This is a genomic window from Pseudoduganella sp. jia 12 (assembly GCF_055502675.1).
Genome location: NZ_JBUXKP010000005.1, coordinates 219,860 through 232,550, shown reverse-complemented (window position 1 = coordinate 232,550; position 12,691 = coordinate 219,860). Strand labels below are relative to the sequence as shown.

General features: G+C 63.3%; 12 protein-coding genes. 6 read left to right on the top strand and 6 right to left on the bottom strand.

All coding sequences use genetic code 11. The features are described from left to right. The first annotated feature begins 288 nt into the window (after positions 1 to 288). On the top strand, positions 289 to 1,503 hold the full coding sequence (locus tag ACY65G_RS13225) for a porin (RefSeq protein ID WP_464997820.1): 1,215 nt from the start codon (positions 289 to 291) through the stop codon (positions 1,501 to 1,503). 9 nt (positions 1,504 to 1,512) lie between these two features. After that, positions 1,513 to 1,932 carry a type 2 periplasmic-binding domain-containing protein gene (locus ACY65G_RS13220; protein WP_464997819.1) on the top strand — a complete coding sequence of 140 codons (420 nt, stop codon included), beginning with the start codon at positions 1,513 to 1,515 and terminating at the stop codon, positions 1,930 to 1,932. A 60-nt stretch (positions 1,933 to 1,992) separates the two neighbouring features. Here the strand turns inward: ACY65G_RS13220 and ACY65G_RS13215 are convergent, their stop codons facing one another. Both ACY65G_RS13215 and secA read right to left on the bottom strand, forming a co-directional pair. Continuing rightward, on the bottom strand, positions 1,993 to 2,448 hold the full coding sequence (locus ACY65G_RS13215; protein WP_464997818.1) for a GNAT family N-acetyltransferase: 456 nt from the start codon (positions 2,446 to 2,448) through the stop codon (positions 1,993 to 1,995). A 67-nt stretch (positions 2,449 to 2,515) separates the two neighbouring features. Next, entirely contained in the window at positions 2,516 to 5,275 is a 2,760-nt protein-coding gene (gene secA, locus ACY65G_RS13210) for a preprotein translocase subunit SecA (protein WP_464997817.1), read from the bottom strand. 234 nt (positions 5,276 to 5,509) lie between these two features. On the opposite strand from secA, the gene ACY65G_RS13205 reads away from it, so the two are divergent. Continuing rightward, a complete protein-coding gene (locus ACY65G_RS13205; protein ID WP_464997816.1) occupies positions 5,510 to 5,986 on the top strand; it encodes a DciA family protein in 477 nt (158 codons plus the stop codon). A 72-nt stretch (positions 5,987 to 6,058) separates the two neighbouring features. Here ACY65G_RS13205 and lpxC read toward each other — a convergent pair whose 3' ends face one another. Both lpxC and ACY65G_RS13195 read right to left on the bottom strand, forming a co-directional pair. Beyond that, positions 6,059 to 6,994, bottom strand: a complete 936-nt coding sequence (gene lpxC / locus ACY65G_RS13200) for a UDP-3-O-acyl-N-acetylglucosamine deacetylase (protein WP_464997815.1) — start codon at positions 6,992 to 6,994, stop codon at positions 6,059 to 6,061. Positions 6,995 to 7,069: 75 nt separating this feature from the next. Beyond that, on the bottom strand, positions 7,070 to 7,912 hold the full coding sequence (locus tag ACY65G_RS13195; protein WP_464998024.1) for a DMT family transporter: 843 nt from the start codon (positions 7,910 to 7,912) through the stop codon (positions 7,070 to 7,072). A 151-nt stretch (positions 7,913 to 8,063) separates the two neighbouring features. Between ACY65G_RS13195 and ACY65G_RS13190 the strand changes: the two genes are divergently transcribed. From ACY65G_RS13190 to ACY65G_RS13180, 3 genes are all read left to right on the top strand, one after another. Then, on the top strand, positions 8,064 to 8,564 hold the full coding sequence (locus tag ACY65G_RS13190; RefSeq protein ID WP_464997814.1) for an SET domain-containing protein: 501 nt from the start codon (positions 8,064 to 8,066) through the stop codon (positions 8,562 to 8,564). 277 nt (positions 8,565 to 8,841) lie between these two features. Next, complete coding sequence (locus ACY65G_RS13185) at positions 8,842 to 9,723, top strand: PEP-CTERM sorting domain-containing protein (RefSeq protein WP_464997813.1); 882 nt, start codon at positions 8,842 to 8,844, stop codon at positions 9,721 to 9,723. Further along, a complete protein-coding gene (locus ACY65G_RS13180; protein WP_464997812.1) occupies positions 9,720 to 10,556 on the top strand; it encodes an FxDxF family PEP-CTERM protein in 837 nt (278 codons plus the stop codon). Before ACY65G_RS13185 ends, ACY65G_RS13180 begins: the two co-directional genes overlap by 4 nt. A 74-nt stretch (positions 10,557 to 10,630) precedes the next feature. On the opposite strand, the gene ACY65G_RS13175 is transcribed toward ACY65G_RS13180, so the two are convergent. Then, positions 10,631 to 11,134, bottom strand: a complete 504-nt coding sequence (locus ACY65G_RS13175) for a redoxin family protein (protein ID WP_464997811.1) — start codon at positions 11,132 to 11,134, stop codon at positions 10,631 to 10,633. A gap of 264 nt (positions 11,135 to 11,398) precedes the next feature. Beyond that, the gene (gene ftsZ, locus ACY65G_RS13170) at positions 11,399 to 12,607 is read right to left on the bottom strand and encodes a cell division protein FtsZ (RefSeq protein WP_464997810.1); all 1,209 of its coding nucleotides are present in this window, start codon (positions 12,605 to 12,607) and stop codon (positions 11,399 to 11,401) included. Positions 12,608 to 12,691: the final 84 nt, after the last annotated feature.

Here is a 12,691-nt window from a genome sequence, read left to right as displayed (position 1 = left end):
AGGTGTCGGCCGGTACCCGGTCCGCATACAGGGCCTTGTATTTTTGAGTAGAAAACGTGTCGTGAACCGGTGTCGATGCCGCGAAAAGTTCACAAAAAACGACAGTAACTTTCATATTGTATATCTTCGCAGCAATTAAATTTGGTGCCAAGCGGCAATATCCCATAAGGTAGAGACCGCATGCAGTCTGTCGTGAACAAAGCGCCGCTCCCCTATCTCCGCAGCGGCCTCGCGATACGCAATACCCCATACAAAACAATCATTGAATCGGACCTCTTCAGCATGAAAATGAAACTGTCAGCAGCATTCGTCCTGGGCGCACTGTGCCTGATGCAAACCGGCACCGCCAACGCTGTCGCCATCGGCGAGAACCTGAACGTCAGCGGCTTCGGCACGCTGGCCGCCGCCAAGAGCAATACGGAAGATGCACGCTTCACGCGCGCCAACCAGCGTGAAGGCACGGCCGGCACGAACACGTTCGGCCTGGACTCGAACCTGGGCCTGCAGGCGACCTACACGTTCTCGGACAAGCTGTCCGCCACCACGCAGATCCTGTCGCGCAAATCGACCGGCGACAGCTTCACGACCGAGCTGGCATGGGCGTTCGTCAAGTACAAGCTGAACGACCAAGTATCGTTCCGCGCAGGCCGCATCGTGGTGCCGGCGTTCCTGATCTCCGACTACCAGAACGTGGGTTATGCAAACACGATGATGCGTCCGCCGGTCGAGATGTACGGCCAGATGTTCATCGAGAACGCGGATGGCGTCGATGTGAACTGGCAGCGTTCCTTTGGCGACACCAACGTGACGGCGCAAGCCTTCGTGGGCATCGCCCGCGGCAAGTCCTATGTATCGAGTAACCATACGGAACCGCGCTACCAGGCGCCGGTGGCCGGCTTCGCCGTCAGCGCCGAGCATGGCCCCGTCACGCTGCGCTTCGCCCATGCCCAGGGCAAGCTGAAGGCCACCGACGTGAAGCCGATCAACGCTCTGACGGACACGCTGGGTTCGCTGGGCTTCAACCAGCTGGCCGACGACATCACGATCGCCGACTACAAGCGTGTCGCCTTCACGTCCGTTGGCCTGATGGCCGACTGGAACAACATCGTGGTGCAGTCGGAATTCGGCATGCGCCGCGCCAAGGATCCTGTCTACCTGTCGGACAGCAATGCGTGGTACACGATGGTGGGCTACCGCTTCGGCAAGGTGCTGCCTTACTTCGCGCATGCCAAGTACGACGGCAAAGGTTCGACCGTTGCCGTACCGGCAGCGCTGGCCCGCGTTCCGGCGCTCAATACCGGCGTGAAGAACCTGCTGGCTGCAGGCAGCCAGTCGTCCAACCTGGTCGGCGTGCGCTGGGACTTCGCTTCCTCGGCCGCACTGAAGGTGCAGGTCGACCGCGTGAAGCCGGGCGCCAAGAACGGCTTCCTGTCCGACGTGACCCCTGCCGGTGTCGGCAAGAATGTCACCGTGGTCGCCGCCGGCGTGGACTTCGTTTTCTAAGGAATGCACATGAAAAAGATCACCATTTCCCTGGTCATCGCCTCCCTCGCAGCGGCGGCCGCAGTCCTGCCTTCCTCGGCATTTGCCGAGACCGTGGTCATCGTCAGCGCGAAGAACCCGGCCACCCGCATGTTCTCCGAACAGGCGGCCCAGTTCTTCCTCGGCAAATCGACGATGTTCACGCCGGTCGACCAGGCCGACGGCTCGGCGATCCGCAACGAGTTCTACAAGAAGGTGACCGACAAGGACGCCGCCCAGGTGAAAGCCATCTGGTCGAAACTGGTCTTTACCGGCAAGGCGCAGGCGCCGAAAGAGTTCAAGTCGAACGCCGACGTGAAGAAGGCCGTTGCCGACGATCCGAAAGCGATCGGGTATATCGACAAGTCGGCCGTCGACGATACCGTCAAGGTCATCCTGACGCTGCAGTAAGCTGCTTCGTGCACTCCTGAAAAGCCCGGCCATGTGCCGGGCTTTTTTCGTTGCCGCGCCCTACAGGCGGATACCCCTGGCCAACCGTTGCCCATCCCGCGAAAAACCATGCCGCTCGTAAAAGCGGTGCGCATCGAGCCGGCGATCGCTGCTCGTCACTTCCAGTTTCACGCAGCCCACCGCCGCGAACCAGCGCTCCGCCGCGGCGATCAGCGCGGCGCCGATTCCCTGGCCCCGGCACCGCTCGTCGACAACCAGGCTGGTGATGCGCCCCAGTTGGCCAGCGGTGTGGAAAAGCGGCAGCGCGTGCAGGCTGATGCTGCCAACGACTTCACCTTGCAGCTCCGCCACCAGCACCCGGTCGGCGGGGCTGGACGACAGCGCCTGCAGCCTTTCGCCGACCTGGGCGGGCGTCGATTCGTATCCCAGCTGGTGCAGCAAACGCGCCAGGGCGCTGTGATCGGTGGATTGCGCATCGCGTATCGCCAGGATCTTGCCGGCGGCTTCGTTCGTCATGCCAGGGCTTCCTCGACGGATCGAAAAATCAAGCGAAAAAAAAACCGGGGTGCGCCCCGGTTTTTCATCAAGCCAGCTTGCCGTGGCAAGCCTTGTACTTCTTGCCGCTGCCGCAAGGGCATGGATCGTTGCGGCCGACCTTCGGCCCCATCTGCAGTTGCGCATCCGGGCCGGCCGGCTGGGCGATCGGCGCCAGCAGTTCTTCCGGCGCCGCGCTCGGATCGAAGTCGGCGTGCTGGAACGAGACGTTTTCCAGGTGCGTGACGGCCATTGCCGCTTCGGCCGCTTCCACTTCCTCGCGCGACTGGATGCGCACCGTCATCACCTGGCGCACCACTTCGTTCTTGATCAGGTCCAGCATCTGGGCGAACAGTTCGAACGCTTCGCGCTTGTATTCCTGCTTCGGGTTCTTCTGCGCATAGCCGCGCAGGTGGATACCCTGGCGCAGGTGGTCCAGCGCGGCCAGGTGTTCGCGCCAGTGGGTGTCCACCGACTGCAGCATCACGCTGCGCTCGAAGCCGCCGAATGCTTCCTTGCCGACGATGCCGACCTTGGCGTTGTACTGCTCGTCCGCCGCGGCCACCACGCGCTCGACGAGATCCTCGTCGGTCAGGTTCGATTCCTTCTCCAGCGCCTCGGCCAGCGGCACATCGATGTTCCATTCGGACGCCAGCGCGGCCTGCAGGGCCGGCACGTCCCACTGCTCTTCCACGGATTCTTCCGGCACGTACTGGCGCACGAGATCGGTGAACACGCCGTGGCGCAGGTTCTGGATCATCTCGGCGATCTCGTTCGCCTCCAGCAGCTCGTTACGCTGCTGGTAGATCACCTTGCGCTGGTCGTTGGACACGTCGTCGTATTCGAGCAGCTGCTTGCGGATGTCGAAGTTGCGGGCCTCGACCTTGCGCTGCGCCGATTCGATCGAGCGGGTGACGATGCCGGCTTCGATCGGCTCGCCTTCCGGCATTTTCAGGCGGTCCATGATCGCGCGCACGCGGTCGCCGGCGAAGATGCGCAGGAGCGGATCGTCGAGCGACAGGTAGAAGCGCGACGAGCCCGGATCGCCCTGGCGGCCGGAACGGCCGCGCAGTTGGTTGTCCACCCGGCGCGACTCATGGCGCTCGGTGCCGATGATGTGCAGGCCGCCGGCCGCCACCACCTGCTCGTGCAACGCCTGCCAGCCGTCGCGCAGCTGCTTGATCTTCGCTTCCTTGTCGGCTTCCGACAGGTTCGCATCGGCCTCGAGCAGCTTGATCTGGTTCTCCAGGCTGCCACCCAGCACGATATCGGTACCACGGCCAGCCATGTTGGTGGCGATGGTGATCGCTTTCGGCGAACCCGCCTGGGCGATGATCTCCGCTTCGCGGGCGTGCTGCTTCGCGTTCAGCACGTTGTGCGGCAGCTTGGCCTTGTCGAGGATCGATGCCAGCAGTTCCGAGTTCTCGATCGAGGTGGTACCCACCAGCACCGGCTGGCCGCGGTCGTAGCAGTCACGGATGTCGGTCACCATCGCCTGGTATTTTTCCTGCGCCGACTTGTACACCTGGTCCTGCTTGTCCTTGCGGGCGGACGGGCGGTTCGGCGGGATCACCACGGTCTCGAGGCCGTAGATGTCCTGGAATTCGAATGCTTCCGTGTCGGCGGTACCGGTCATGCCGGACAGCTTGGCATACATGCGGAAGTAGTTCTGGAACGTGATCGAGGCCAGCGTCTGGTTCTCGTTCTGGATCTTGACGCCTTCCTTCGCTTCCACGGCCTGGTGCAGGCCGTCGGACCAGCGCCGGCCCGTCATCATGCGGCCCGTGAATTCATCGACGATCACCACTTCGCCGTTCTGCACCACATAGTGCTGGTCCTTGTGGTACAGCGCGTGCGCGCGCAGCGCGGCATACAGGTGGTGCACCAGCGTGATGTTGGCGGCGTCGTACAGGGAAGCGCCTTCCGGCAGCAAGCCCATCTTCGTGAGGATCGCTTCGGCGTTTTCGTGACCGGCCTCGGTCAGCAGCACCTGGTGCGCCTTCTCGTCCTTCGTGTAGTCGCCCGGCACTTCGACCGTGCCCTTGCCGTCCGGCTTTTCCTCGCCGATCTGCAGGGTCAGCAGCTTTGGTACTTCGTTGATCTTGTGGTACAGGTCCGTGTGGTTCTCGGCCTGGCCGGAAATGATCAGCGGCGTGCGGGCCTCGTCGATCAGGATCGAGTCGACTTCGTCGACGATCGCGTAGTTCAGGCCACGCTGCACGCGGTCGCGGATATCGAACACCATATTGTCGCGCAGGTAGTCGAAACCGAATTCGTTGTTGGTGCCGTAGGTGATGTCCGAGGCATAGGCCTGCTGCTTGACCGAGTGCTCCATCTGGCCGAGGTTGACACCCGTGGTCAGGCCGAGCCAGCGGTACAGCTTGCCCATCGTTTCGGCATCGCGCTGGGCCAGGTAATCATTGACGGTCACGATGTGCACGCCCTTGCCGGACAGCGCGTTCAGGTAGGCCGGCAGGGTTGCGGTCAGCGTCTTGCCTTCACCGGTGCGCATCTCGGCGATCTTCCCGTAATGCAGCACCATGCCACCCAGCAGCTGCACGTCGAAGTGGCGCATCTTGAAGACGCGCTTGGACGCTTCGCGGCACACGGCGAACGCTTCGACCAGCAGATCGTCCAGCGCTTCGCCAGCCGCCACGCGCTCCCTGAAGGCGGGCGTTTTCGCCTGCAATTCGGCGTCCGACAGCTTTTCGTACTCGGGTTCGAGAGCGTTGATGGCTTTGACGGTTTTTTGGTATTGCTTGAGCAGCCGTTGATTACGGCTGCCGAAAATCGCGGTCAGTAAGGACATGCTTGAATTCTTGAATAAACGCCGTTTAAAAAAAGCTCGCTTCGCGACCTCGCCCAGAGCCTGTGGCAAAAAGACCTGTGATTTTAGCACGGGGGTACATTGGGATGGCTGCCGGAAAGACAATAGCCAACAGGGAACGAACCCCTTGCCCGATTGTTTGCCCCGGCGGCCGCCTCAGCGCCGCCGCACCGCCGCGATGCTGCGCGCATGGCGCGCCTATGCTATGTTTCGCGCATGCGATTCAACACCTTCAATCCGCCCCGCCAGAACCGGAATGCCCTGGATGCCACGGACTTCCTGCGCCGCAACGACCGCCTGGCGCCGCTGCTGCCGGCCGTGCAGCGCATGGCGCGGTTACAGCAGGACTGCGCGAAAGTCCTGCCGACCGCGTTCGGCTTCTGCGACATCATTTCGTTCGAGGCCGGCCAGCTGGTGTTGTCGACACCGAACACGTCGGTCGCCGCCAAGCTTAAACAGCAATTGCCAAAACTGCAAGAAGCTCTCGCGGCCAAGGGGTGGCAGATCGACAACATCCGCCTGAAGGTGCAAATGATGAAGGCAATGAGCGCGCCGCAGCCCGAGCGGCGCCAGCTGGTCATTCCCGAAGTGGGCGTGAATTCGTTCGAACAGCTGTCCGAAACGCTCGAGCCGACGAAGCAGAATGCCGCGCTGATCGCCGCCTTGAAGAACCTGGTAGCGCACCGGCGATAATCCGGGACCGGATCGCTGTCCGGCCAGCGCGAGTAGCTGGCGCAGCTTACGCAGCTTGCCTGGCGCAGTTACTTAGTTATACGCCCATTCCTGCTCGAGCTGCCGCGCATACGATGGCGGCGCATCGTCGGCCGAATCGTAGGTGACGAATTCATAGGCGTCCGGATTGGCCAGCAGCTCGCGCAGCAGCTTGTTGTTGAGCGCGTGGCCGGATTTGTGCGCTTCGTACGCGCACACCAGCGGGTGGCCGATCACATACAGGTCGCCGATCGCGTCGAGGATCTTGTGGCGCACGAACTCGTCGTCGTAGCGCAGGCCGTCCGGGTTCAGGATGCGGTATTCATCCATCACGATGGCGTTTTCCAGCGAACCGCCCCGCGCCAGGCCGATCCCGCGCAGCATTTCCACGTCCTGCATGAAGCCGAACGTGCGTGCCCGCGCCACCGCCTGGATATACGACTGGCTGCCGAAATCGATCTGCGCGCGCTGCGCGGTGCCATCGACGGCCGGGTGGTTGAATTCGATGAAGAAGTCCAGCTTGAAGCCGTTGTGCGGCACCAGGCGCGCCCATTTCTCGCCCGCGCCCTGCCCTTCGCGCACTTCGACCGGCTGCTTGATGCGGATGAATTTCTTCGGCGCGGCCTGCTCCTCGAGGCCCGCCTGCTGCAGCAGGTAGACGAACGACGACGCCGAGCCATCCATGATCGGGATTTCCTCGGCCGTTACGTCGATGTACAGGTTGTCGATGCCCAGGCCCGCGCAGGCGGACATCAGGTGTTCGATCGTCGACACGCGGGCGCCTTCGCGGATCATCACGGTGGCCATGCGGGTATCGCCGATTTCCATCGGGCCGACCGGGAACACGACGGGCGGCTGCAGGTCGACGCGGGAAAAGATGATGCCCGTGTCGGGTGGCGCCGGGCGCAATGTCAGTTCGACCTTGGTGCCGGAGTGCACGCCGACACCCGTGGTGCGGACCTGTTCTTTGATGGTTCGTTGTTTCAGCATTTCACGATTATATCGGCTTTCCCCGCCCCGCGTTCCCTATGCCAAAAGGGATAAAACGCAGACAACATGCGGTTCTCAGGGATGTTCGGCCTCGCTGTGCACGGCCTCGCGGCGCACGAGATAGATGCCGCTGCCGATGATGATCGCGGCGCCCACCAGGGTCCACCGGTCCGGCAAGGTGCTCCACAACGCCCAGTCGATCGCCACGCCCCACGCCAGCGCCGTGTACTCGAACGGTGCCACGATCGACGCCTTGCCGATGCTGAACGCCTTGGTGATCGCCAGCTGGCCCAGGAACCCGGAAAGCGCCAGCGTGGCAAGCACGGGCCAGTCGCTCCACTGCTGCGGCACCCATGCCGGCCATGCCAGCGGCAGCGCGCCGCCGCCGATCATTACCAGCAGCCAGAACATGATCTGTTCGTTCGAATCGGTGCGCGACAGGATCCGGCTGGCGATCGCGGACACCGCATAGCATGCCGCCGAGCCCAGGATCGCCAGCCCGGCCACGGAAATGAAGCTGGTGCCCTCCGGGCGCAGCACGACGAGCACGCCGACCAGGCCGACGCCGATCGCCAGCCATTGCATGGCGTCGACCCGCTCGCCCAGGATGAACACCGACAGCGCCGTGATCAGCGCAGGCGCGATGAAGAACACCGAATACGCCTCCGACAGCGGCAGCGTTTTCAGGCCATAGGCAAACATGGTCAGCATGCCGATCCCCAGCGCGCCGCGCAGCAGCTGCAGCGGCCAGCGCACCCTGAAGATGCCGCGGAACCCGCCGCGGTAGGCGACATAGGCGCAGACCAGCGGCATCGATGAAAAGGCGCGCAATACCGTCACCTGCATCGCCGGGTAGCGGGCAGCCAGCAATTTCATGGCCGTGTCCATGATCGAGAACATCGCAACGGCGATGACCATCGCATAAATGCTGTGCAGGTTTTCCTTGGCGTGCTGTTTCAAAAGCGGTCCTTGGCGGGCATGTGGCAGGTAAGCCGGCCATTGTAATTCGCCCGCACGCGAACCGTGAGCGGTATCAGCGTTCCCGTTCGCTGCACGGTATCATGATCGAATGACAAAGCCCACCCACAAACCGAAAGCCTCTCCCGTCTTCGAAGTGCATGATTCGCCGATCCACGGCAAGGGTGTCTTCGCCCGCCGCGCCATTCCGGCCGGTACCCGGATCATCGAATACACCGGCGAAATCGTCGATTGGGATGAAACATGCCGCCGCACCGCCGAGAAGGGCGGCCCGATCAACCACACGTTCTTCTTCACGCTGAACAGCGGCCTGCTGATCGATGGCGGCGCCGGCGGCAACGACTCGCGCTTCATCAACCACTCGTGCGACCCGAACTGCGAGGCGATGGAGGAAGACGACCGCGTCTTCATCCATGCGCTGCGCGACATCGAACGAGGCGAAGAGCTGCGCTACAACTATGGCCTGATCTACGACGAGCGCCATACCAAGGCCGTGAAGAAGGCGTTCGAATGCCGTTGCGGCGCGCCGAACTGCACCGGCATCATGCTGGCGCCGAAGAAGCGCAGCCGGGGCAAGAAGGCGGCACCATAAGTTGTAACAGGCGTAGCCAATCTACAACGTTGCCTTATCGCAGGATCGTTAAATGTCCCGTGCGGCAGTACCTACCCGAACGGGGAATGGCTTTTACACCGCACGCTTCGCTGTCGATCTTGCGCCCGTTACATGTATGTCCAGATAATTTCGCTCCGGATAGACGAATTTCCCTCAAAAATTATTGCCTGACATAACTTTGTAACGGTCGAGGTAGCGCTCCCTTGGCCTCGTTCCCGCTACGCATAATGAAATTCCTGCAACCAAAGGAGTTTCAATGAAAAGCTTGGCATATCACCTGCTGGCCGCATCGGTGCTGGCGGGAATGGCGCAAGGCGCCGCCGCAAGCGCCACGAGCGCGGGCGGCATCGGCGCGGTCACCATCACGCTCGTCGACCTGGCACCGGACGATGGCATCGCGCCGTCGATCGTCTTTGCCCCGGATATGGGCGACAATAGTAGTAACAGCGGCGGCGGCACGGTCAGCGGCGAACTGCGCTCGTGGACGGCTGATAACGAAAGCTTCCGCGAATTCCGCAGCGTGGGCTTCGGCCAGGCGTCATCGGTCAACGCCGGACGCGACACCCCCATGGCCTCGGCCAGCGGCAGCATCACGGGCCTGGCCGGGGCGGGCTTCTCCGCATTGGCCGCGCAAGGCCAGGCCGGCAGCGGCCCCGCGTCGCGCGGCTCGTACGACGTGGCGGCGCAGAGCGCATGGGCAGGCTTCACGCTGTCCGCCAACACGGCCGTGTACTTCTCGGCCAGCGGCTGGGCACAGGGCACGACATCGACCGGCGGCGACCCGAGTACCGGCTGGGACGAAGCCGGCGGCGCGCTGGTCTACCTCGGCGCAGCAGGGTTCGACAGCGGCGGCACGCTCGTGTGGGACGACGACGAGTATTTCGCCACCGCCAGCTACACGCTCGATGGCGCCGGCAATGTGCATGGCGATGCGCAATCGTGGGCCGGCCTGCTGTCGGTCTCGTTCAGCAATACCACCGGCGCCAGCGTGGACGGCGTCTTCACGGGAGAGACCCGTGCGTTCGGCCACACGGCCGTCTCCGCCGTGCCCGAACCCGCGACCGGCCTGATGCTGCTGGGCGGCCTGGGCCTCGTCGGCGCGATCGCCCGCCGCCGCGCGGCAAGGGAGGCCGCATGAAACGCCTGATCCTTGCTTCTTCGCTCATGCTCGCCGCGACCGGCGCGTTCGCCGCCGCCAGCAGCAGCGTGCACATCAACGGCGTGACGATCACGCTGACCTACCTCGACCTGAACGACGGCATCGCGGCATCGGCCACGATGATGCATGGCAGCCAGCCCTATCTCAACATCGGCAGCGCCAGCTTCGATCCCGGCTACAGCAATGACGCCTATGCCAGCATCGGCACGCATGGCGCCAGCCAGTTGCACGCCGATGTGGGCACGGCGTATTCGCACTCCTCCGCCATGATCGCCGGGCAGTCGTCGATCGTCGGCTATTCCGGCATCGCGCTCGATGGCGCGGCGCTCAGCTCCGCCATGGGCTACGGCGAATACGGCGCGACGGCGGCGCCCTACACGTCGATGAACGTGCAGGTCGCGGCGAATACGCAGGTAACGGTGACGTTCGACGCCAGCATCGACGTGGCGACCACGATCGGCCTGGATGCAGGCGGCAACGCCGAACGCGCCATGGGCCGCATCCTGATGGCATTCGACGGGCTCGATGCCGACGGTGCCTGGGTCATCGACGAACAGTTCCAGGAACTCGTTGCCGGCTACCGGATCGACGATGCCGGCAACGTGCTCGGCGACAGCCTGCACTGGGATGGCCAACTGTCCGTCAGCTTCTCGAACTGGACCGGCAGCGACACGGTTGCCTCGCTCTACAGCGAGGGCGTCATTGGCGGCAGTTCGGTGGTGAGTGCCGTGCCCGAGCCGGCCACGTACGGCATGCTGCTGGGCGGCCTGGGAATGATGGGTGTCGTGGCGCGACGCAGGAAGGCTGCGTGATGATGAGGCGGTCGTAGTGCACGATAAAAAAAATGCCGCGCAATCGCGCGGCATTTTTATCCGGCCGACCTGGCTTACACCTGCCCCAGCAACGTCTCCGCATTCGACACTTCGAACTTGCCGCCCTGCTCCACGTTCAGTTGCGTGACGACGCCATCCTCGACCAGCATCGAGTAGCGCTGCGAGCGCGTGCCCATGCCGAATTTCGAGAAGTCCGCATCCAGGCCCAGTGCCTTCGTGAAGGCGGCGTTACCGTCGGCCATCATGCGCACGATGTTGGTGGCCTTCTGTTCGCGGCCCCAGGCGCCCATCACGAACGCGTCGTTGACCGAGATGCACCAGATCTCGTCCACGCCCTTGGCCTTGAACGCCTCGGCGTGCTGCACGAAGCCCGGCACGTGCTTGGCCGAGCAGGTGGGCGTGTAGGCGCCCGGCAGGCCGAAGATCGCGATCTTCTTGCCGGCGGCCAGTTCCTGCACGTTGAACGTGTTCGGGCCCAGCGAGCAGCCTTCGGTTTCGACTTCGATGAATTCGGACAGCGAGCCTTCCGGCAGTTTGTCGCCGATCTTGATGGTCATGGTGATCTCCTTGTGAACCGTTGCGTGCCGTGCTGGATGCAAACCCAGAATCCGTCATTGGGTAAAAAAACAGCGACGGCACGCAGATGAAAAAGCCGAGCAGGCAAAAAAAAACCGCGCTGGGGTAGTACACCAAAGCGTGCACCCAAGGCGGCAGCTCCGGCAAGTATGCCAGAGCGCGAGCGAAACCGCTCGAAAGCGCCGGCCCCTCTCACGTAGGCCGGCGTGGCGGAGTCCACCAGGACTCCGCAGGAACAACCAGGGTCAGTCGGCCTGCTTGCGCAGGAAGGCCGGAATATCGTAGGTTTCCATGCCGTTCTTTTCCATCGCGCGCACCTGCTCGGAAGCCGATTCGCGGCGCCACACGGCCGGGGCCTTTTGGCCTTCGAAGTTGTGGCCGGCAGCAACGCCCATGCCCATCGCTGTCGAAGCGGCGGCAGCGCCCATTCCGGCTTGCGGGTTCAGGCCGTTGTTGTGCGTGCCCGTGCGCAGCATCTGCTGCGGCACCAGCTGCACGTGCTTCTTGTTCTTGCCCAGGCCCGTTGCCACCACGGTCACGCGGATCGAATCGCCCATCGAATCGTCGTAGGCGATACCTTGCGCGATCGATGCGTCCGGCGCGGCGAAGGCGCGCACGGCCGCCATCACTTCCTTGATCTCCTTGCCCTTCAGGCCACGGCTGGCGGTCACGTTGACCAGCACGCCGCGCGCGCCGGACAGGTCGATGCCATCGAGCAGCGGCGAAGCCACGGCCTGCTCGGCGGCGATGCGCGCACGGTCCACGCCGGCGGCGGTGGCCGTACCCATCATGGCCTTGCCCTGCTCGCCCATGATCGTCTTCACGTCGTTGAAGTCGACGTTGATGTGGCCCGGCACGTTGATGATCTCGGCAATGCCGGCCACCGCGTTGTTCAGCACATCGTCGGCATGCTGCAGCCATTCGATCAGCGATTCGTCTTCGTAGATCTCTTCGAGCTTCTCGTTGAGGATCACGATCAGCGAGTCGACGTTCTGCGACAGCTGCTCCAGGCCTTCGTCGGCGATCTCCATGCACTTCTGGCCTTCGTGCGAGAACGGCTTGGACACGACTGCAACGGTCAGCGCGCCCAGCGATTTCGCCACTTCCGCGACGATCGGCGCGGCACCGGTGCCGGTGCCGCCGCCCATGCCCGCGGCGATGAACACCATGTGGGCACCGCGCAGCGCATCTTCGATGCGCGCGCGCGAATCCTCGGCCAGCTTGCGGCCGACATCGGGTTTCATGCCCGCACCCAGGCCGGTCTCGCCGATCTGGATGATGTTGTCGGCCTTGGAAGCCGACAACGCCTGGGCATCGGTATTGGCGGCGATGAATTCCACCCCGCTCATGCCCTTGTTGATCATGTGCTGCACCGCGTTACCGCCCGCGCCGCCAACACCGACCACTTTGATCACCGTTCCCAGTGATGCGTTATCGACCATATCGAACTCCATGATGTGCTCCTAGTTAAAGCGCCCTTCGAGCGCCAGCCTTCATATCGGTAGAGGCTGGGGGTCGAAGACTGCGTATATATAAAA